The 22377-nt window shown below is 46.6% G+C and carries 20 protein-coding genes; 12 read left to right on the top strand and 8 right to left on the bottom strand.

The features are described from left to right. Nucleotides 1–59 precede the first annotated feature (59 nt). On the top strand, nucleotides 60–2117 hold the full coding sequence (locus tag MKY66_RS22305) for a methyl-accepting chemotaxis protein (RefSeq protein ID WP_179088585.1): 2058 nt from the start codon (nucleotides 60–62) through the stop codon (nucleotides 2115–2117). A gap of 100 nt (nucleotides 2118–2217) precedes the next feature. Here MKY66_RS22305 and MKY66_RS22300 read toward each other — a convergent pair whose 3' ends face one another. The 7 genes from MKY66_RS22300 to MKY66_RS22270 form a co-directional block, all read right to left on the bottom strand. After that, nucleotides 2218–2604, bottom strand: a complete 387-nt coding sequence (locus tag MKY66_RS22300; RefSeq protein WP_076216375.1) for a RidA family protein — start codon at nucleotides 2602–2604, stop codon at nucleotides 2218–2220. A 19-nt stretch (nucleotides 2605–2623) separates the two neighbouring features. Beyond that, nucleotides 2624–4000, bottom strand: coding sequence for an amidase (locus MKY66_RS22295; RefSeq protein ID WP_076216386.1), 1377 nt, complete (start codon nucleotides 3998–4000; stop codon nucleotides 2624–2626). Then, nucleotides 3997–4182, bottom strand: a complete 186-nt coding sequence (locus MKY66_RS22290; protein ID WP_076216388.1) for a hypothetical protein — start codon at nucleotides 4180–4182, stop codon at nucleotides 3997–3999. Before MKY66_RS22290 ends, MKY66_RS22295 begins: the two co-directional genes overlap by 4 nt. A gap of 11 nt (nucleotides 4183–4193) precedes the next feature. Beyond that, entirely contained in the window at nucleotides 4194–5225 is a 1032-nt protein-coding gene (locus MKY66_RS22285) for an ABC transporter substrate-binding protein (RefSeq protein ID WP_076216390.1), read from the bottom strand. Between the two features lie 34 nt (nucleotides 5226–5259). Continuing rightward, nucleotides 5260–6126, bottom strand: coding sequence for an ABC transporter permease (locus MKY66_RS22280; RefSeq protein WP_076216392.1), 867 nt, complete (start codon nucleotides 6124–6126; stop codon nucleotides 5260–5262). Next, a complete protein-coding gene (locus MKY66_RS22275) occupies nucleotides 6126–6902 on the bottom strand; it encodes an ABC transporter ATP-binding protein (RefSeq protein WP_076216394.1) in 777 nt (258 codons plus the stop codon). The genes MKY66_RS22280 and MKY66_RS22275 overlap by 1 nt, the downstream gene beginning before the upstream one ends. A gap of 242 nt (nucleotides 6903–7144) precedes the next feature. Then, nucleotides 7145–8806 (bottom strand): PucR family transcriptional regulator ligand-binding domain-containing protein, encoded by a 1662-nt coding sequence (locus MKY66_RS22270; protein WP_339805968.1) that lies wholly within the window; start codon nucleotides 8804–8806, stop codon nucleotides 7145–7147. A 237-nt stretch (nucleotides 8807–9043) separates the two neighbouring features. On the opposite strand from MKY66_RS22270, the gene MKY66_RS22265 reads away from it, so the two are divergent. The 5 genes from MKY66_RS22265 (at nucleotide 9044) to MKY66_RS22245 (ending at nucleotide 12025) form a co-directional block, all read left to right on the top strand. Beyond that, nucleotides 9044–9520: a hypothetical protein gene (locus tag MKY66_RS22265; protein ID WP_076216398.1), complete on the top strand. Its 477-nt coding sequence runs from the start codon at nucleotides 9044–9046 to the stop codon at nucleotides 9518–9520. Nucleotides 9521–9675: 155 nt separating this feature from the next. Further along, nucleotides 9676–9885, top strand: coding sequence for a hypothetical protein (locus MKY66_RS22260; RefSeq protein ID WP_256704348.1), 210 nt, complete (start codon nucleotides 9676–9678; stop codon nucleotides 9883–9885). Between the two features lie 51 nt (nucleotides 9886–9936). After that, a complete protein-coding gene (locus MKY66_RS22255) occupies nucleotides 9937–10317 on the top strand; it encodes a hypothetical protein (RefSeq protein WP_339805962.1) in 381 nt (126 codons plus the stop codon). A gap of 556 nt (nucleotides 10318–10873) precedes the next feature. Continuing rightward, entirely contained in the window at nucleotides 10874–11485 is a 612-nt protein-coding gene (locus MKY66_RS22250; protein ID WP_083657372.1) for an NUDIX hydrolase, read from the top strand. A 114-nt stretch (nucleotides 11486–11599) separates the two neighbouring features. Then, nucleotides 11600–12025 (top strand): hypothetical protein, encoded by a 426-nt coding sequence (locus tag MKY66_RS22245; RefSeq protein WP_339805958.1) that lies wholly within the window; start codon nucleotides 11600–11602, stop codon nucleotides 12023–12025. A gap of 151 nt (nucleotides 12026–12176) precedes the next feature. Here MKY66_RS22245 and MKY66_RS22240 read toward each other — a convergent pair whose 3' ends face one another. Next, a complete protein-coding gene (locus MKY66_RS22240) occupies nucleotides 12177–12539 on the bottom strand; it encodes an iron-sulfur cluster biosynthesis family protein (protein ID WP_017687018.1) in 363 nt (120 codons plus the stop codon). A 289-nt stretch (nucleotides 12540–12828) separates the two neighbouring features. Between MKY66_RS22240 and MKY66_RS22235 the strand changes: the two genes are divergently transcribed. The 6 genes from MKY66_RS22235 to MKY66_RS22210 all read left to right on the top strand — a co-directional run bounded on the left by MKY66_RS22235 (nucleotide 12829) and on the right by MKY66_RS22210 (nucleotide 22243). Further along, nucleotides 12829–13857, top strand: a complete 1029-nt coding sequence (locus MKY66_RS22235; RefSeq protein ID WP_076216403.1) for a LacI family DNA-binding transcriptional regulator — start codon at nucleotides 12829–12831, stop codon at nucleotides 13855–13857. A gap of 180 nt (nucleotides 13858–14037) precedes the next feature. Beyond that, nucleotides 14038–15309, top strand: coding sequence for a sugar ABC transporter substrate-binding protein (locus MKY66_RS22230; protein ID WP_076216405.1), 1272 nt, complete (start codon nucleotides 14038–14040; stop codon nucleotides 15307–15309). 101 nt (nucleotides 15310–15410) lie between these two features. Beyond that, nucleotides 15411–16298 carry a sugar ABC transporter permease gene (locus MKY66_RS22225; RefSeq protein WP_036668619.1) on the top strand — a complete coding sequence of 296 codons (888 nt, stop codon included), beginning with the start codon at nucleotides 15411–15413 and terminating at the stop codon, nucleotides 16296–16298. After that, entirely contained in the window at nucleotides 16291–17136 is an 846-nt protein-coding gene (locus MKY66_RS22220) for a carbohydrate ABC transporter permease (RefSeq protein ID WP_076216407.1), read from the top strand. Before MKY66_RS22225 ends, MKY66_RS22220 begins: the two co-directional genes overlap by 8 nt. A 90-nt stretch (nucleotides 17137–17226) precedes the next feature. Further along, on the top strand, nucleotides 17227–18729 hold the full coding sequence (locus MKY66_RS22215) for a glycoside hydrolase (protein ID WP_083657373.1): 1503 nt from the start codon (nucleotides 17227–17229) through the stop codon (nucleotides 18727–18729). A 478-nt stretch (nucleotides 18730–19207) separates the two neighbouring features. After that, nucleotides 19208–22243 carry a beta-galactosidase gene (locus MKY66_RS22210; protein ID WP_076216409.1) on the top strand — a complete coding sequence of 1012 codons (3036 nt, stop codon included), beginning with the start codon at nucleotides 19208–19210 and terminating at the stop codon, nucleotides 22241–22243. Nucleotides 22244–22377 lie beyond the last annotated feature (134 nt).

Raw genomic sequence — 22377 nt, 5'->3', positions numbered from 1 at the left:
AGATACATAGAATTTGGACTTCTTAATGACGAAAATGAAAATGGATGGTGAATGGAATCATGGTATTTAGCAAGGCAAGAGAACGCATGCGCAACATGTCGTTCAGAGTCAAGTTACCACTTATGATCAGTCTGCTGGTGTGTATCGTACTGGCGGTAACTGCGGTAGTGTGTTACAGCGTAGCGGCAGTTATTACACTCGACAAAAGCAAAGATGAAATTAAGGCAACCTCGGACCGGGTGGGGGCAGGTTTGTATGCTTCACTGAGTTTGGAAGAAAAATCCACCTTTCTGATCACAACACATCGGACCTTCCAGGATCTGCTGGAGATTCGGAATACGGATGGGCAGGAAGGTGAGAACTTTTTCTCGGAAAACAATGAACTGCTGGATAAGGCAAGTGGTATTCTCGCGGACAGTCTGGCAGGTATGGAAGGTAACAACAGTCTGATTTTGTTGGATCGGAATGGCATTATTATTGCAGCGAATGATCCGGCAGTGATCAAGGCGGAACGCGGAGATCGGGCATATTTCCAAGAAGCGATTCAGGGTAAAAACGTGATTAGTGAAGGAATTGTAGCCAAGTCCTCAGGACAACTCGGTACGGCTTTTGCCATGCCAATCTACAATGAGAATCAAGAAGTACAGGGAGTGCTCGTATCTGCGGCATCCACCTCGTTCTTCGTTAATCAGCTACAAAATATCAATATTAATGATGAGGGTAAAGTGATCATTCTGGACCGTGTAGGTACGGTCATCTACGATTCAGCGGATGAGAAGTTGGCAGGCCAGAAGATGGAGTCCGGCGAATACCAATCATTGATAGATCTTGCTCCTGGCGCTGAACTACAACAAGGGGATATTAGCACAGATGAGAAAGTGGCGTATTATTCCAAAATCCCAAGATCGGACTGGACCGTCGTTGTTGAAGATAAAATGAGTGATGTGCAGAAACCTTTGCGTGCGATGGCAAAACAGATGTATATTGTTCTGTTTAGTGCTATTGCGGTTTCCGTCGTAGCCGGTATCCTGATCTCTTTGCTGGTAACCAGACCAATTACAAGACTAACTGTGTTGTTCAGACAGCTTGCTGACGGCGATCTGACGGTGCAGGCTCAAGGTAAATATAGCGGAGAATTCAAACAATTGGTGGACAGCTTCAATACCATGGCAGCAGGCAATAAACAGCTGATCTCCAGCATGAACCATTCCATCGGCATCCTGAAAACTAGTACATCCGAGCTGGAACAGTCCACTCAGCAAACTTCGACCACGATTGCTGAAACAACGACAACAGCATTTGAGATTTCACGAGCGATGGAGTCCCAGGCGAACGATACGGAAGCCATTGTGGACAAATTCATGAATGTTGGTAACAAGATTGCCAACGTGAATGGAATGTCGCAGGCAGTGAAGTTCAAGGCAGATGAAATTACGGATGCATTCAAAAATAATCATGAAGTTATTGATGCACTCATTGCGGTGAACGGACAGAACGAGATTGAAGTTGGTAACATCTCCAAAATTACAGTGCAACTCGCCGAAAGTTCTTCGGGCATTCACCAGATTACAGGTACGATTGCCGAAATCGCAAATCAGACGAAATTACTTGCGTTGAATGCTTCAATCGAGGCGGCGAGAGCTGGTGATCAGGGACGTGGCTTCGCAGTCGTTGCTTCTGAGATCCGCAAGCTGGCAGAGCAGACGACAGCTCAATCGGAGGATATCAACCGAATTGTGATGCAGACCATTGATCACGTGGAGCAGAATAACCGGAGTGTTCAGGCTATTGAAGCGATTGCGGAACAGCATAAGAGCAGTGTTAGCCAGACCAAAGAGACATTCAATTTTGTCACCGAGAATATGAATGAGATGATGAGCCAGGTTCAAGCTATTGCCACAGAGATCGAATCCATTGAACGTGATAAGGATGACGTCATTGGGGCGGCACAGAACTTGTCTGCTTCCGGTGAAGAGGTGTCGGCTTCTGTTGAGGAAGTCACAGCAACAATGCAGGAACAGTCCGGCATGACGGAACATTTGACAGATATGGTGCAGAGAATCGATGGACTGACCAAACAACTTGCCGAGGAATCATCTCGCTTTAAAACAAAATAGGAATACGAAAAGAAACCCGTTTTTCAAAAGAGAACCGGGTTTCTAGAACAAAAAGAGCACCTGTACCCATCTATGGCTACAGGTGCTCTTTGGTGATGTGTTACTCTCCTCGAATGGAAGGTGCATACGCCAGCACTTCCATTTCAATTAAATAAGGGCCTAACCCGCTGAATACGGTAATACGGGCGGGATAGGGTTGTTTAATCATTCGCGCATACACTTCGTTGTATTCGGACTGATCCTCGACTCGGGCCAGATGAGTGGTTACCTTCACAATATGATCAAGTGTAAGTCCGGCTTCTTGCAGGATCACCTCAATATTACGAATGCACTGCTCAGTCTGCTCCTTAATGCCGCCGATAGGCACAAGCGTCTGTGGATTGACACCTACTTGACCTGCGACGTAGACTAAATCTCCTGCGCGGACAGCATGGGAGAAAGGAAGTGGGAACTTGGGTGCTGCACTTGCATGTATGATGGTAGACATCGTAGCTGTCATTCCTTTCCTAATGAGTGTGTATGATTGGTGTTAACTGATGCCAGTTCGTAGCCTGCTGATAATGATGAGCAATGGACAACAAGCGGTCTTCTCGCATAAGTGGACCAGCAAGCTGCATGCCGATAGGTAATTGCTTCCCTGAGGTGGTATCAAACCCGATGGGTACGGTGATGGACGGTAGACCCGTATTGGTGAACGGTCCGTTAAAAATCGGGCTCCCCGTCTTGTAGCCGTATGGGGCCACATAGGGTGTTGATGGAGTCAATAACACATCCACTTCATCGAAAAGCATCATCATCTCGCTCCGGAATATCGTTCGGATGCGTTGTGCCTGCAAATAATCAACGGCACTCGTCTGGTAACCAAGTTCAAGCTGCTCCCGCATCGTGTGGCCGTAACGATCAGAGGCTTCCGCGTAGCGTTCCTGATGGAAGGCGGCAGCTTCTGCCCGCATTACCGTACGATGAGCAGCAATAGTCTCTTCCATATAAGAAGGCAGGTCAACTTTCTTCCATTGCATGCCCAGCTTCTCAAGCACAGCGATTGCCGACTCTACCGCTAACAAGATCGCCGGTTCATCAGTCTGGAAGAAACTGCTTGGTAGCCCGACCATCATTCCTGATATAGGATGCTCAAGAGCATTTTTTAAGTCTGGCTTGCCATGAGGGAGCGTGAAGGGGTCCAGCTCATCTTGTCCGACCATTGCTTCCAGAACGATTGCGTTATCTTGTGCGGACCGAGTGAAGGCGCCAATATGATCCAGGCTCCAACTGGCTGGGATGACACCATTACGGCTAACCCTGCCGTAAGTGGGTTTCATACAGGTTAATCCGTTGTAAGCTGCGGGTCTGAGCAGAGATCCAAAGGTCTGCGTTCCGAGTGTGAAGGAAGCCATGCCAGCCGCTACTGCAGCGGCAGAGCCGGAGCTGGAACCGCCCGGGGTATGTTCTAAATTCCATGGGTTGCGGGTTGGTGGTTCTCCTCCCTGAAAGGCGTATTCCGTCGTTGTTGTCTTGCCGAGCAGGATAGCTCCTGCAGCTTGCAACTTATCAATCACTGTTGCATTCGTTCCGGGTACGAAGTCTGGAAAGGTACTTGATCCAGCGGAGGTGCGTATGCCAGCGGTATGGATAATGTCTTTGGCTCCATAGGGAATACCATGCAGAGGACCGAGATATTCGCCATTCATCAGTTTTTGTTCAGACTCTCTTGCGGCCTGCAAAGCCTGTTCGGCGGTGACCGTAACAAAGGCTTGCACAGAAGGCTCTACTTTCTCAATGCGATTCAAATAAGATCTTGTAAGCTCGACAGGAGATATCAACTTATTTTTAATCAGTGTCGCGGCTTCAGCAATCGTCAGCTCGTTAAGTGGTTTCGTAATCATCGCAGAGGCACGCTCCTATGCGGGGGATTGGGCCCTACTTCTTCTGGCAACTTGAAGCTTCGAATCAGCTCCAAGTCTGCTGTAAATAGGGCAAGCTCCTCGCTGGTAATAACTCCGTCCGCATATTTGGCGCTTTCTGTACGGCGGTGTGTGAGATAGTTGTCCTGGTTCAGAGTAATCACCCTTTCTCTCTCTATTTGGTGGTGAAGCTTGAATCGATAATCTCCTCGTAAGCGAGGTCTTCCTTCAGATTGCCGATGAAGCGTTGCATATCGATTGCGGTCTCGAATGCTGATTCATTGATGAGTCCTTCCGCAGGATATACCTTGCTGTCGATCATGCGTTGTACCGCTTGCTCCACGACGTTTTTGTCCAAATTCGGGAATTCCTTCACGGCAACTGCTTTTGCGCCTTCAGGATTCGATTGAATGTAGTCCAGGGCTTGTTCAATAGAGGTGACAAAGCGCTGGATGAGATCAGGATTCTTTTCAATGAAACTTGCGGTTGTATTCATCGTTGCAAAGGCAAAGTCAGGGTAATCCTTTGTGAAATCATGGACAATATGCAGTCCTTCTGCAATGCCTTGATCCAGCTGAGGTTCGTAAACGATAGCAATATCGGCTTTGCCAGCTAATACAGCACCAAGCTCGGAGCCATTCTGAACCTCGGTGATCGTCACATCCTTGTCGATATCGATGTTATTGTCAGCGAACAGCTTCCGCAGTAAGCTGTTCGAACTTGTAGGTGCCAAACCCACCACGATGGTTTTACCTTTGAAATCCGCTGTCGAGTTCACGGTTACTCCTTCTCGCGCAACTGCCCAGACTGGGGCACTGCCGGATAGAAGGACCAGTGAGCGAGCATCTCCGCCCTTTGCATTAGCAAATGCGACATGCTCAGGACCGTGGAAGGAGAACGCCGACTCGCCTGAGATCACCGAAGACAATGCTGTTGGACCGCTTCCGGCAGCACGTATGGAAGAGAGCTCAATGCGATTCTCCTTTAGAAAACCTTGGTTGTTCGCTACATACAAGGGAAGGTAGAGCAGGTTGTGATACACCTCGGAGACCATAATTTTGTCCACCTGCGTATTTGCTTGCCCCCCGCTATTAGATGTACCTGCACCACTCGCGGGTGTTGTGGCATTGCTTCCGCATGCACTGAGCAGTGTAGCCAAAATAACCGTCATCGTTGCTAGAAAAGCTATCTTTTTGAATGTACGCATTAGTCATCAGTCCCCTTTAATCATTGTAGGTCAGCTATACAGATGTGGATTTGCTGCTGGTCTTGTTGTCATTCCATGGAAGGAGACGGGATTCGATATAACCGACACAGGTGTAGAGGAGCATGGCGACCAGCATAAGCATGAACACGCCGACCCATACGGCCGGAAGGTTGAACAGGTTACCTTCGACGAATACCATGTGTCCAAGTCCTTTATCTGAAGAGATGAATTCTCCACCTACAACAGACACCAGTGCCAAACCGATATTGATACGGAAGGCCGAGATGATCCATGGCAGAGAGGAAGGAACGATAATTTTGCGGAAAATTTGTGATTTCTTCGCACCGAAGGATTTCATCAGATTAATCTGGGATTCGTCGATTTGATGCGTCGCTTGGTAGGCGGATAATAGCGCGACGATAAATGTCGCCACGGAGGCCAGAGCAATTTTGGAGAAGATGCCTGAGCCAAACCAGATGATAATCATGGGAGCAAGTGCGATCTTCGGAATACCGTTCATCGCTACAATGAATGGATCGAGTACACGGGCAACGGACTTGGAATACCACATGAGCAGTCCTGCCAATGATCCGATTAAGCTTCCGGCTACAAAGCCGATAACGGTGGCATTCACCGTTGCAAACGCGTCTGTAAGCAGTTGCCCTGAGCTGGCCATCGTGATGGCGGCATCGAGAATGGCGCTTGGAGATCCCATGAGGAATCCATTAACCAGCTTCAAACGAACGGCGGATTCCCAGATCACCAGGATGACCGCTACGATAGTGAACCGCCATAGCATCGTCATCAGCCATTCTTTGGAGAAAGTGGACTGTCTACGTTTGCTCTTCGCAACTCCAGCAGGCTTCCCGGCAAGGGTAATTTCAGGTGATGTGCTCTTCATTAGCTGATCCTCCCCATTTGGATATCAAGCTCTGACCAGATCGATTCAAAATACTGTTTGAACTTGTGGTCGGAGCGGGCTTTCAGTGCTGAACCGTATTGGGAAGCGAGCCCAATGTCATACACCTGCTTCACGGTTGTTGGTCGTTTACTCATGACGGCAATACGGTCGGAGATGGCGATCGCTTCCTCGATGTCATGTGTGATCAGGACGCCTGTCTTGCCCTCGGACTTTAGGATGGACAAGATTTCATCTTCCAGAATGAGTCTGGTCTGATAATCAAGTGCGGAGAAGGGTTCGTCCAGTAATATAATATCGGGCTGGGTAACGAGGGTGCGTATGAGGGCTACACGTTGGCGCATACCGCCAGATAGTGTGGAGGGATAGGCTTCTGCGAATGAAGCCAGGCCGTAACGATCCAAGTAATCCATGGCAATATCGCTGCGATCCTTTTTGGACATGCCCTTCACTTCCAAGCCTAACGTGACATTGTCCAGGATGCTTCTCCAAGGAAGTAACAGGTCCTTCTGCATCATATAACCGACATGTCCGGTGGTCTGATCGATCTCTTCGCCACAGACGATAACCTTGCCATTTGTTGGCTTAAGCAGACCCGCGATAATGTTGAAGATCGTACTTTTGCCGCAGCCGCTCGGTCCCACGATGCTGAAGAACTCCTGCTTTTTGATTTGCATCGAAACCTCAGCCAGGACCTGAATATCTTCTCCGGTTGCACTGACAAATGATTTGGATACGCCTTGTATCTGTATAGCCATGATAGGTAGCCCCTTTCCTACAGCCTGATGTTTGTTTGTTTCTTGATGCGAATTTATGTTAATTAATATAACATTGATGAATATATTCCTAATCATATAGACTGTTTGTACAGTTGTCATTAGTTACTCTGAACATAAAAATAGAATTAAATCAGTTAAAATGCACAAATGAAGATTGAATCTGAATTGAATATGAAAAGAAAACAAAAAAAACGTGTCATTATACATGACACGTCCTCGGTTCAAGACGTATGATTAGCTTCACTAGGAGCTGGATTAACATTCAAAAGGGACTCAAGCGCGAAGGCAAGTCGGAAGCGCAGGCTCTCCATCGGGTCCTTAATGTTCCTGCCGGTCAGTTTCTCGCATTTTTCCAACCTATAGATCACTGTATTGCGATGTACGAACAGCTCTTTGGCTGTATCAACGATCTGGCAATGATTCTCATAGAAAGAGGACAAGGTTTTCATAAGCTCGTTACGCTCATTTGGATCTCGGTCAGCGAAGGCCTTAAAGGTTTCGTGATGGAATTGCAGCATCTCATCGTAAGGAATCATGCGCAGCAGACGGCTTATATCCATGGTTTGATAGGAGTGAGCGAAGCGGGTCTTTCGCATCTGATAGCCGGATTGGAGGGCCTTGACTGCCTCCTTATAGGAGAGTCCGATATCCAATACGTTTGTGTAGGGATTACCTATTCCGAAGGATAGGCTGAGTTGCGACTCTGTATACAGACTGCTCGCGATCCGCTCAAGCTGCTGAACAACGGTATGTTCGTCCCAAGACGATTCGGCCAAAAAGACGAGTATGCCGAACTGGTCGTTCTTAGTGAACATGACAAAGGAGAGATCCAATCGGGCGAATTCCTGTTTAATCAGCTCATAATTAGCGTCTCGTTCCGAGATGAAACGCTCTCCCCCAGAGGGAGTAGAGTTCTGCTTAGGTATGTCCGCTAAGGATTCATCCTTTTTGGCGATGATGAGAACAGAACTCCCTTTGGCTTGCAGCCCATATTTCTTGCCGCGATGTAGCGCTTCTTGTTCCGAACGAATGAAGCCTTGAATGAGATCGGAGAAATATTCATTTTTGTAACGGCGGGAGCGTTCCTTGACGGCTTGTTTCTTGGTTAACTCCAGGCCGATCACATTGACGGCTTGCTCCAGTGCCAGAGTGGAGAGTTTAGAGCTTGCGGAACTCTCGTATAGTGCGATCAAATAACCCTCGTGCCGATCCGTGAAGATGGGATGAAGCTCAGCATGTCGATATTTATCAGCAGTAAGTAGACAGATCGAGATTGCGGTGTGGAAGGAAGGGGACTCATCTATAAAAGTCAGTAAGGGCGCGGCGAGAGACTGGTGATCCATCTGTTGTGCATAATGGGAGCTTGCCGTAATCTGTTTCTTCGAACCAAGCAGAAGTACAGGTGAGGATAGCAACTGAGACAATGTATCTACGATGGATGGTATGCCTTTTCCCTGCATCACCATCGTGGAAAATTGCTTGTGAATAGACAAGGCGTAGTGTAGCTCATGGGTTTTGTTCTGGAGGATGGCACTGATCGAATGTTGAAATATCTCACCGAGTGTATTGTCTATCTCAGACAGCTCGATGATTGGGAAGCCTAGTCTGTCGGCTATCTCAAGCAGTTGCGGAGATAATTCAAGAGAGAAACGCTGTGTCTTGACAGCAAGCGCTGCACAACCAATTGCATGCATGTCTGTAATGAATGCAAGATGAGCATCGGGACGATCTTTTAGGATATAACCGTTCGTCAGCAGCATATCCCCTGGCTTCAGGAATTGGACAATATCTGGTGCGTCCATAATATTAATCGATTGCACCAAGCGATCAAGGCCACGATGCCCGGCAATGACCTTTGCTTTGGAGAGAATGGGGATAGTCAATAACTGTCGCAGATCCATCTTTAACCCACTCGCTTTCATAATGATATGTTATAAAATCTAACATTAAGTGAGGTGGGCGTAAAGAAGAGTTTGGATAAAGAGGCTAAAAGATAGATGTAAACAAATTTCTCATAAATATAAAAACTTTCCAATAATTCAATGCGTTATACTAAATAGATCTCAAAGAAAATTTGATCACTATTACCAACTCTATCACTAAAAAGGAGTTCTCAATCCATGAAACGAAAAGGATTAGTATCGCTTTTACTTGCCAGTGTTGTTGCTGGTTCTATTTTAGTAGCATCGACTACAACTGCGGAAAGAGTCGTAGCCCAAACTCCGATGGAAGCAGCAACGGAGTACTTTCAGGCTTACATTGCTAGGGATGTTGAAGGAATGATGTTCTATTCTAAAGATACAAATTATTTGGATGAGAAAAGTCGTGAAGAAGGATATGTGAAGGATTTTAAAACCAATCCAACTACAGGGTATGAAATTGTGGAAAGCAAACAAATCAATACGGATGAAGTTCAACTTTACGTAGTTCAAAAGTATGCAGGACAAGACTACGAACAGTCACCACCACTCCCGTATAAAATTTTCAAAAGCGAAAATGGATGGAAGGTTTTAGTAGAGCTACTAGAAATCAATACATTGACAGGTGAAATCACTAAAGGTACACCGATTCACGCTTTGCAGTATACAGATCATTAGTTGTGATTGTGAAAAGTGATTCCGAGGAATAAATTTATCAGAAATTAAGCTCGGAAAGGCGGTGTAGCAATGCCAGCGACCTGGACATTTAATGCGAACAAAATGAGATATTCTCCCATTTAAGAAACATTCTTATACAGGGGGATGGTTGTACAATGAAAATTTCAGATCGACTATTAAGACAATATTTAGATCACGTTTATTGGATATGTGGAGGCCCTTGCGGCGGCAAAAGCACGATGACTAATTTACTTTCTTCAAAATGGGATATGAATTATTATTCTTCAGATGACCACACTTTCGATTATCAAAAAAAGGCTAATCCGCAGGATCATCCAGCAATTTTGCGACACTTCATTGATTGAGAATGGTTCTTTTTAGGGCGTGGGAACGATAGAAGTCACTGGTTAAATTCAGTGTTTGATGAAAGCGTTGAGTTTATTATTTTGGATTTGTTACAGATGGGGAAAGAGAAGCCAATCGTAGTAGATACTTTTATGGAACCTGCTTATCTAAGGGAGATTGTTAACCCCAACCGAGTTGTTTATATGTTTGCAGAAGATGACCTAGTTCGAGCGGAGTATTTGGATCGGGATCATCTGAGAGGCATGGAGGGTTTGTTCCCTAGTTTATCAGATCCACAACGTGCACGGGAAGAAACATTAAACACGGTGGTTAGAGCATCGAATCATTACCTGCAACAAGCAGAGCAGTATCAATTAAAATGGTTTATGAGAACATCTCAGTCTAATAAAGATCAGATGTTACTGGAAGTTGAAAAGCATTTCGGTTTTTGATGATACTGAAGTGTCAAATTATATTCGTCGTCATTTGTTACACTAAAAGTATACGGTAACTCAATAAACCTCAGACAGCAGTCGATCAGCTTGTGAGCTGCACCCCATTTGTTAAACACGACTAACAATGGAGGTACAGTTCACGTGATCGGTTGTTTTTGTTCAGCTAAAGGACAGTTTAGTTCAATGAATGAGCTAGAATAAAGAAAATATATAAATAAATCGAGGTAAGAAGTTGAAAACAAAGAAAAGCATGAGACAGATTTGCCCAAAGTGTGGCTACGAGAAATGTGTTCCCAAACTGTATATCGATAATCCAAAATATCCTTCTGGTTCAATTTTAAGATGTAAGCAGTGTAAATCACTTTTCTCGCTAAGAGATGGAGGATGGACCTTTTGGAAAGAGTGGGAATGAACTAACGGGAAGGTTACGTTATTGGTAAATCAGCAAAATTATATACTTGACTCTAAAGTGCTAAGGTGGGTATCATTTCCATATATTGATGATTAGGAGAATGACAGATGTTAATTCAAGAATTAAAACAATCTCACCATCATGAAAAGCGTTAATCCATTCCTAAAAAATTTGGGGTGGGTTAACGCTATTCGCGCTCCCCATCCTGTGAGATATGAACGCGCAGGACTAAGGTCTAGCGCGTTTTTTTATTTTTTTTACAAAAGAAATGGAGGAGTAAAAATGGCAATCGTGACAGATTCAAAAGGTAACATTTTTTTGGAATTTATTCGTATCGAATACGATAAGGTCATTACAAGCACACTGGATGCTCCACTAACACATGCTCTAATTGTGGTGAAGTGCCAAGGAAAATATCTATTCATGCATAATAAGTGGAGAAACAACTGGGAACTTCCAGGTGGTATTATTGAAGCTGGAGAGAATGCGGAACAATGTGTAATTAGAGAATTGTTTGAGGAAACCAATCAAAATATGGATACGGCTGAATTCAAAGGGCTAATGAAGTTTAGACTCCAGCCAAGTTTTCATGGACCCGAACGGACGGAGTATGGAGCTCTGTTCATGGGTGAATTGTGCCAACTTGATGATTTTGTTGAAAACGATGAAGCTTCTTCAATTATCCTTTGGGATGGTACATCGGAGATTGGTGATATCGCAGAAATAGATAAGAAGTTAATTGAATTCGTGTGATACATGATTGAACTAACAGTAAATGATAGTTCAGGGAAACCAAGGAACAAATTGAGCAACCCTTTCTATACATCATTCGTTAGAGTATGAGAGAGGTGATACGAAATTATTAAAATGAGTAATAGCATCTTAATGTTGGTATTAGCGGTATCCATGACAATAGCTGGGTGTTCATCAACCGATAAAAATGAGGATAATGTTACTGAACGTGTAGTAGCAACTGATTTTATTCTCGAAGTCACAACACCAACAGTTTTAAGTACGGGTGAGACATTGAAAGTAAAAGGAACATTAAAATATACAGGTATTAAACCTGTTGAAGTAACCCATGGAAAACCTATCATTCGTTTTTCCTTCTCCGGTAGTAACGAGCAGCGTAATTATGCGGATGTGGGATATGTAACTGAGTTTAAGTTAGGTCAAGTGGTTGAGGTTGAAGATGAGTTTATAGTAACCAAAAAAGGGAAACAAAATCTCATTGTGGATATGACCGCGGATATCTCTATGACCATGAACCCAATTGAAATTGTTGTGAAGTAATTTCAGCAAAATTGAACTGACAGCAAACGTTAACTCAAATGAAATGTTCACAAAAATAGTGCCTAATAAACTCAATAAAATTGATAAAAAACCTCCCGTCCCACGGAGCATCTGGGATTGGGAGGTTTTGATTATAGTGCTAATTCAACGTTTATCGTACAAACCATCCAGTGGGCTGAGGGGCTACGTCTGCGGTATCTCGTAAATCATGGACTTTGACATTACTGCCATAGATCATGGAATCGCTACTCAGTCGGAATGAAGGGAAACTGTGCTCGGATTGCAGACGCAGAGAGGGTTCAAAGTAAATCTGCTGCTGTTTGTTGATTACAAAGGGAAGCGACCCCGCTTCTACGGTAACATCATCGCTATCCGGTTCGTTTAAGATCAGAAGTACCGCAATTCCGTCACAACCGCATCCATCGGTATCATAAAACAATTTGAAATAGCCTGGTCGATCTCCCAGCTTTTCAGTAAGTCTTGCTTCTGCCAGCGGACTGACTTGAATGATCATGACGTCGTTCACACTCCTCTAATCTCCATTGAATTCGCTTACATTTTAATATATGGACCATAAACGCAGATTAGAAGGTGAAATAAAGAAAAGCATACATGTACTGTAAAAATATGGACGCTAATGCGTAATGCAACGAACCATTCACGTATGAATGTCATACCCGGAACTTCTATGGGTTCAGTGTGAAATCATTCGCCCGACACTGAAACCCATTTCATCGCCATTCCTTATCTGGTATGATAAGCAGGGAAAATAGGGAAAATTAGAGAAAAAGGAAGGTTCCGCTATGACACCGATCACCATATACGACATCGCCAAAGAAGCAAATGTATCTGTAGCGACGGTCTCCCGGGTACTGAATGATACGGCACCTGTGCGTGCAAGCACCCGAGAGAAGATTATGTCCATCATTGAAAAACACCAGTTTCAGCCCAATGCGCAGGCGCGCAGTCTGATCAAGAAAGAGACGGGTACCATCGCCATCATCCTGCCGGACATTACGAATCCCTTCTTCCCGGAAGTGTTCTGGGGAGCGGAGAATGAGGCTCGCGGATTGGGGTATACCTTCTTTCTGTGCAATACCGCAGGTGACTACAACAGGGAATCTGAATATTTGTCCATCCTGCGAGAGAAGCGGGTAGACGGGATTATTTTCCTCGGCGGGCGAATTAACATGCAAGTCTGTCCGGATGACATGGCTCAGGAATTGATTGATATGGGCAAGCGTATGCCAATTGTACTGGTCAATGGCAATATTGCCAAAGGCGGGTTCCACCGGGTATACACGGATGAGGGGGCAGGGGCAGCCCTTGCAGCTGAGCATTTGCTTGAATTGGGGCATCGGGATATCGCCTTTGTTGGCGGTCTGAAAGAGTTGTCCACCACCATGGTCAAGGTCAGAGCTGTGCAGAAGAAACTTCGGGAGCATGGGCTCGAAATACCGAAAGAACGGCAATTGCTCGGCAGCTTCTCCATCGACGATGGCAAACGGGAGATGTCCAAACTGCTGGATCGTGACAATCCACCCACCGCAGTCATCTGCGTTAATGACAACACAGCGATTGGTGCGATCAAGTCAACGATTGAGCATGGGCTCTCGATTCCGAAGGATATATCCATTGTGGGATTCGATGATACACCGCTCGCCAGTGCCGTTATACCGGAACTGACAACCGTATCCCAGAATACGTATCAGCTTGGCAAACAGGCTGTGGATGTGCTGCATGAGCTGATTAACCAAGGCAAACCGAAGAAGCAGATCATTCTGCAACCGGAGCTGATTGTGCGTCAAAGTACAGGACCTACTGCAAGATAAAGGGCCTGTAATTGGAAAAGAAAGCGTTGACATTTCCTCGAAGGGTGAAATATAATGAGTGCGTAAATGAAACCCCTTTCATAAAGTGGAACGGGTTTTATGTTTCAGCTTAATGAAACCCATTTCATGAAACGGGTTTCAGTGTAGTCATCCATTCATTAGTTCAAGGGGGCGTAACGTATGAGAAGAAGTTTAAAGGTCATTTCGTTATTGATGCTGGTCATGGTAATGGGTCTGACAGCCTGTAGCAGCGGGAGTAAAAACGGTTCTTCCGGCGAGTCCGGTGGCAAGGTTGATTTGAGCATGACGATCTGGGGCTCAGAGGATGAGAAGAAAATTTATCAGGAACGACTCGACATTGTGAAGCAAACGTATCCCGATATTAACGTGAAGCTGAACGTGGTTGCAGGAGATTATGACCAGAAGGTACAGACCATGATCGCCGGAGGAACGGCACCGGACATCATGATGATTGCCGAGAACTATCAGGCTTACGCCTCCAAGAATCAGATTATACCGCTGGATGACATGATTCAGGCGAACAATGTGAACATGTCCGAGCGTTATTCCGATGATATCGCAAACCTGATGAAGTATGATGGCAAACAATTTGGTTTGCCGGATCGAGCAGGTGCGATGGTTCTCTTTTATAACAAAGATCTGTTTGACAAGGCTGGGGTGGAATACCCAACCAAAGATTGGACGCAGGACGATCTGATGGCGGCAGCGCAGAAGCTGACGGTGAAGGAGAATGGCAAAACGGTTCAATGGGGTTACTACCCAGGTAGCTGGTGGCCGCAATGGATGCAGCTGATCTACCAGAACGGTGGCTCATTGTTCGATGAGAGTGGTAAACCAACCTTCAATACAGAGCCTGTGCGGAAAGCATTACAATTCATGAATGACCTGACCTTCACACACGGTGCGGGACCAACGCCAACCGAGATTGCCGACATGGGGAATATCGGAGCCGATCCGTTGTTCGCTCAAGGCAAGATCGCTATGGAAACGACAGGGTTCTGGAACATCGGTTCACTTGCCAAGGTGGAAGGCATTAATTGGGATATCTCTCCGGTATGGGGCGAAACGAACGCATTCTTTAACGGGTTAACGATTACCAACGCTTCCAAACACAAGGAAGAAGCTTTCAAAGTCATCGAAGCACTGACCACACCGGAAGCACAGCTGCCAATGATCAAAGCTGGTCAGGATGCTCCTGCAACCAAAGCAGGTTTGTCCAGTGATGAATTCCTGAATGCTGAATACGGCGGCAAAAAAATCAACATGGCTGCGTTCAGTGAATCGACGATCTATGCAGAACCGTTCAATCCACAATGGAACGAAATGATGAAACTCATTAACGATAAGCTGGGTGTGTACTTCAATAACAAAGCCTCGCTTGATGATACCGTAACCGAAATTCAGAGTGGACTGGAAAGACTCTACAAATAGAGGATTTTTCTGAACATGCACAAATAGCAGCGACAGCAGGACAGGTGGAATCGGCGTGAATGCGGGTTTCATCTGCTCTCTGCGTCATGGGAGGGCTTAACGTGAGAAAAAAGGACGGGAAATGGTTCTACATCTTCATCTCGCCTTGGCTGATCGGGTTTCTGGGGCTGACCCTGGGTCCGATCCTGTTTTCCATCTATATGAGCTTCACGAATTGGGATCTGTTCCAGTCCCCTGAATTCATCGGTATCGACAACTACAAAACGCTACTGACCGATGATCCGATCTTCTGGAAATCCGTCGGCAATACATTCTTCTATGCGCTAATATCCATTCCGCTGGGCATGTCGATCTCGCTCTGGATTGCATATTACCTCAACAAAAAAATCAAAGGGATCACCTTCTTCCGTATTCTGTTCTACCTGCCTTCCGTTGTTCCGGTGGTTGCGAGTTCATTGCTCTTCATCCACTTGCTTGCGCCAACTGAAGGTTTGATCAACCAGGCACTTGCGATCTTCGGTATTCAGGGTCCTGCCTGGCTTCTTGATCCCAACTGGGTTAAGCCTGCATTGATTCTCATGTCCTTATGGGGTGTGGGTGGTGGCGTGGTATTGCTGCTTGCAGGGATGAAAGGCATTCCACAGGAACTGTACGAGGCCGCTGCCATCGATGGGGCGAAAAGTACACAATCGTTCTTCCATATTACATTCCCAATGTTGACTCCCGTCATTTTCTTCAATCTCGTGACTGGCATGATTGGAGCGCTCCAGACCTTCGCGCAGGTATTCATCGTTACTGCCGGGGGACCTGACAATTCAAGTCAGATGGTTGTTCCCTACCTATTCCAGAATGCATTCCAATTCTACAAAATGGGATATGCATCGGCGATTGCCTGGGTACTATTCATCATCATCATGGCGTTGACACTTGTTGTATTCCGTTCATCGGCGCTATGGGTGCACTACGAGGAGGGAAAAGCCAATGAGTAATCCATCGACTGTGGAGAAGACGATATCCTATATTTTTCTGATTCTGGTCGGGGTGCTGCTTGCTTCGCCTTTCCTGTACATGATCTCTATTGCACTGGCAAGTGACACAACAACCGTCAAATCAGCTTTTACCTTCGTACCAATGGAGTTCCAATGGTCGAACTTTTATACCATCTTCACGAATAACAATCTTGGCACGTATCTCAAAAACTCGGTCATCATTACGGTCTTTACGATTGTCGGATCGGTATTATCAGCTTCGATCGTATCCTACGGCTTTGCCCGAATCAAAGCAAAAGGCAGCCGTTTCCTGTTTATTGTGTTGCTCAGTACGATGATGATTCCGGGTGAGGTGACGATGGTACCGCAGTTCATCATCTTCCGTCACTTGGACTGGATTAATACATTTTACCCGCTGATCGTACCGAGTTTCTTCGCCGGAGCGTTCAACGTATTCCTGATTCGGCAGTTTGTCATGAGTATTCCAAAATCACTGGATGAAGCCGCCATGATCGATGGTATGGGACACCCGGGAATCTACTGGAAGATCATCATGCCACTGACTTATCCGATACTTGCGGCCATTGCGATCTTCTCATTCTCCTATAACTGGGGCAACTTCATGGGACCGCTCATCTATATCAATGATCCGGAGAAAATGCCGCTGGCACTCGGAGTGCAGCTGTTGACAACGGTAGGTGGTGGGCAGATGCCGCCATGGAACCTTGTGATGATTGCTTCCCTGTTCCTCACCATTCCGATGGTGCTGGTATATCTGTTCGGACAGCGTTATGTCTATGAAGCCAACATTAGCGGTGGAAGCAGCGGAATCAAGTAACCGAGGTGTCTGTAGTGGATGTATATACTGAACCTGATGTTCAAGGTCAATGAAGTAATCAACGTACATGGAGAAAGGATTGTATAGCCCATGGCGCATAAAGAACAACGCAGCAGAGGCAAACGGAGTTATATCCTCATGGGTGTCGCTCTGATTGCGCTGCTGGCAGGAGGAGGAATTGTTATCAATCATTTTGCCAATGAATCATCCAAAACACTTGAGTTCCAAGGGGAACCAGTACGTCTGAAGCTGGACCAATCCTATGATCATTTTGAAGGTTGGGGTACGTCACTTGCCTGGTGGGCCAACGATCTTGGCGGATGGAAGGATCAGGCGAAGGTTAGTGAAGTGATGGATCTGGTCTTTGACCCGGAGAAAGGATTAGGTCTGAACATCGTTCGTTACAATATTGGCGGTGAGGAAAATCCGGAGATGAAAGCCCTTCGTCCCGGCGGGGATGTACCTGGCTTCCAGCCTGAACCTGGAGAGTGGGACTGGGATGCTGATGCAGGTCAGCGGGCTGTATTACAAGGCTCGATGGAGCGTGGCGTGAACATTGCTGAAGCATTCTCCAATTCACCACCTTACTGGATGACGATCAGTGGATCGGTTACCGGAGCCGTGGATGGCAGCAATAATCTGCGTGACGACCAGTATGATGCATTTGCAGATTATCTGACCGAAGTTGTGAAGCATTATCGGGACGAGTGGGGGATCACCTTCCGCACACTGAATCCGCTCAATGAACCTTCCTCCGACTGGTGGAAGAAGGGCAATATGCAGGAAGGCAGTCATTTTACCAATGAGAAGCAGGCCGAGATTATCAAGAAAGTTGCTGCAACGTTGAAGAGCAAAGGACTGGATGGAACCGTCATTAGTGCCGCGGACGATAACAGCATTGATGAGACGGTGTTTAATTTCAACCTCTATGATCAGGACACGCTGGACGTGATCCAGCAGATCAATACCCACTCCTATAATGGTAGCAAAATGGAAGAGCTGCGCACATTGGCAGAACGCCATGGCAAGAAGCTGTGGATGTCCGAGTACGGAACCGGCGGCAGCGAGCCGCACAGTCATGAGGATATGACCTCAGTTCAGGAGCTGGCAGAGCGGATCATGTTTGATCTGAAAATCATGCAGCCATCCGCCTGGGTATACTGGCAGGCCGTTGAAGATGAAGGGGCCAATAACAATTGGGGCTTCATTCACGCCAACTTTAATGGAGAAGAGCAGTACGAGATGACCAAACAGTATTATGGCATGGCCCAGTTCACGAAGTTCATTCGTCCCGGTGCGACAATTATTCCCACGGATGGTGGACGCACACTGGCTGCCTATGACGCGGAACGTCAGAGACTGGTGCTGGTGATTCGTAATGAATTGTCAGCGGGTACAACGGCGTTTGAACTGGAAGGGTATGCGTACGGAAAATCATCCAACGCTCAGGTGTATCAGACTTCACCGGATCGGAACATGGAACAGCTTGAAGACATCCCGGTGTATGCCAACGGACTGGAAGTGCCTACGGCCGACAACTCCATCACAACGGTTGTACTGGAAGGCGTGACGGTGCAGGGAACTGATGATTAAGGAATATAAGTTCAACTACAGATTTACACAGAAAACGGAGAGGACAGAAAAAACCTGAAAAAGCGGAGCGTGCGCCTACAAGCTTTCTGCAAGAAAGCTACATCGAAAGCATACGCTATCCCCGGATTTTCCCTTTGAGAAAAGGGAATCAAAAAATCTGGGGATAACAGCGATTGAAAGGTTATTCTGTCATCGGAGTGCCAGTGTAAACATTCATTAGTTGAACTCATATTTTTAAAAGATTACAGGACATATGAACCTATATAAATTGAACTAAACATTTACACCAAACGGAGAGGACAGAAAGGACCTGAAGAAGCGGAGCGTTCGCCTTTATCCCCGGATTTTCCCTTTGAGAAAAGGGAATTCAAAAAATCTGGGGATAACAGCGATCGGAAGGTTGTTCTGTCATCGGAGTGTACAGTGTAAATAATCGTTAGTTCAATTTATATAAAATACAGAGAAGGAGGGGATTACTTTGACAGAGAAAGCATCCCTTTTGCTGCAGGAACAGGAGAAGAACATCGCCAGGGCTGAGAACGGTGTTCAATCTGAATTAACATACGATGCACGCAGCTTTTTCCTAAACGGAGAGCGTGTATTTCTGAACAGTGCCACGATCCATTATTTCCGTATGCCGAAGGAAGAATGGCGTGAGGTTCTGCTGAAGGCGAAGCTGGCAGGTATGAACTGCATCGACACCTACTTTGCGTGGAATGTGCATGAACCGGAAGAAGGACAGTGGTCCTTTGAAGGGGACAACGATTGCGGAGCATTTCTGGATTTGTGCGCGGAACTGGGCATGTGGGTCATCGCGCGTCCGGGTCCGTTTATCTGTGCAGAATGGGATTTTGGCGGTTTTCCATACTGGCTTGGTACGAAGGACGGCGTGAAATTCCGGGAAAACAATGAGACGTATCTGCACTATGTGAATTTGTATTTTGACCAGCTTGTGCCGATCATTCGGAAACGCCAGCTGTCTGCCGGGGGTACGGTCATTCTCGTGCAGGTGGAGAATGAGTACGGGTATTTGATGGATGACGCTGCTGCAAGTGACCATATGAATAGGCTGAGGGATGGATTGTTGCAACGTGGCATTGACGCTACGCTGATCACTTGCGTTGGCGGGGCGGAAGGCACAATTGAAGGGGCTAATTTCTGGTCAGGTGCTGACGGGCATTATGAGAAACTCCGAGCCAAACAGCCGGACACCCCGAAGATGGTCACGGAATTCTGGACCGGATGGTTTGAGAATTGGGGAGGACCTTCAGCCATTCAGAAGACAGCGCCTTTGCTGGAGAGACGTATCATGGAGATTCTGCGTGCCGGGTATACCGGAATCAGTCACTACATGTTCTATGGTGGCACGAACTTTGGTGGATATGGCGGCAGAACGATGGGTAGCAGTGATATTTTCATGATTACGTCCTATGACTATGATGCACCCCTGAACGAATATGGACGGGTGACACCGAAGTATGCAATAACCAAGAATTTGTCCTATTTCGTCCATGCTTTCGGGGCCCTTCTGATGGAAACAGAGGAAATTCCAGAAGAACAGATTGTTGTACGTCATCCTGAAGGCATATCTGTGCGAGGCAGACAGGCTGACAACCAGAAGATTTGGTTCCTGGAGAGTCACAAGGATGAACGGGAGACGATGCACATTACGCTGGAGGAAGGCCGTACTCTTCCCGTATCGGTGAATCCAGGACAGATTGTTCCGTTGCTGGATCGAGTACAGATTGCTGAACACGTATACCTGACTGCGGGTACGATGATTACGGGCAATGAAATGATAAACGGAGAATTAACCCTGTTCATCGTGGCCGCTGCGGGACAGCGTTCTGTTGTTGAACTGGAAGCCGGCGTATTGAATGTCACGGGCAGTACAGTGCAAGTGCTGGTCGAGCATGATTCAGCAAGGAACGTATACCGCTTCGATCTGTTTCATTTCCAAGAACCGGGAACAATCCAACTGGAAGCAAACGGCACACCGATCCGTTTCATGATTCTAGATCAAGAAACGACGAATCGAACATGGCGATTGGAAGCAACAGAACAGAAGGGACTTCGTTATGCAATAGGCTTCGATGATGTAGACGTATTGCCATCCGGCGAGGTCAAAGGCATGATCACTGATCCGGATCGGACAATTACGCAGCTTGGTGACTGGGCCGATGGAGAACGGACGTTCACAGGTCACGAGTTCTATGCCAGCGAGGAGTCTATTGCAGGTATACAGCAGCAGCTTCCATGGACATCGCCGAGTGCACCGACGTTATCTGATTCTCCTGAGCTGTCACGTATTACGTTAACTGCGAAGCAACGCTCGGCGAGTGGACAACCGGAAGACTTCTCCCGGTATGGACAAGATTTTGGTTATCTATTGTACGAATGCGATTTCGAAAGTCCAACCGAAGGAATTACGAGTCTCATTCTGTCGGATATCCAGGATACCGCCAGAATCATCGTTAATGGTGTTCAGCAGGCATTAGTGCGTCAGGTAGGTGCCGCTGGAGTGCAGTTGCAGGTGGCCAAAGGGAAGAATACACTTCAGATTCTGGTGCAGCATATGGGCAGATTGAACTTCTCCCCGTATTTGGGTGAGAGCAAAGGTCTGGCTGGTGCTGTGTATCTGGATGGCAAGGTTCAGGATATTCGTCGGGATTGGCGTATGGAGAGTGGACTTGTGCATCTCGATGAGGTGAACGCTATACATGGGGCGCCACGTATCAGCAGGAGCTTTAAGCTGGATGGCATGGATCGCGCGATTCTTGTGGGTGCCTTGAGCAAAGGTCTTTGTATCAATGGCATCGAAGTTCCGATGGAGGGATATCAGGATTGGTTTGCCTTCCAGACGTTAGACATATCTCTGTATATCAAGCCCGGAGAGACGAATACACTGGAAATGCCGTATAGCCGTTCATTACTGAATCGACTGGAACTGATCACGTATCCAAGTCAGGGCGAACTGAAGGATTGGCGTATGGCAGGGACGGATGCATTGCTTCCCCAACAATGGGAGAGATACGAGGTAGAACAGGAAGCGCTCCATCCTGGACAGGGATCAATCCAGCGTGCAGGACAGCCTGGTATCGCCTCAGGTGGCAATTGTACTGCCAATCTGGTGACCGTTACCTCGGACGATGGGATCTCAAGTGTTATGGTGAGCGAGAAGGCTCACTCTACATCTGGTACCCTCCGAGCACAAGACTCGTACGGTCAGCCCGTTTGGTACCGCTGGCGTTTCACCAAGCCTACCCTTTCCGAGCATCATAAGGTGAACTTGATGCTTCGCCTGACTGGGATGAGCAAAGGAACCATCCACTTGAACGGACATCATCTGGGTCGTTACTGGCAGATTGGTCCGCAAGAGGATTACAAGATCCCTGTAGCCTGGCTACAGGAAGAGAATGAATTACTTTTGTTCGATGAAGAAGGTAAAACACCAGAACGTGTACGTTTTCTTTTAGATGGGCCATCCCGTTATCCATGGGTTGTGGTGAAGTAGCTCATGTATTGATCTTTAGCTGTCTTATTGATTTAGAGATGCAAGGGAGCGATGACTGGAACGAGATCGTTCGAGTTTGAAGCAGCCATTTATTGTAATGGACCAGGACTAGAAAATAGCAACACATAACGCAA

Origin of the sequence: Paenibacillus sp. FSL R5-0766 (genome assembly GCF_037971845.1) — a bacterium.
Classification (GTDB): Bacteria; Bacillota; Bacilli; order Paenibacillales; family Paenibacillaceae; genus Paenibacillus.
This window is presented reverse-complemented; position numbering and strand designations above follow the sequence as displayed.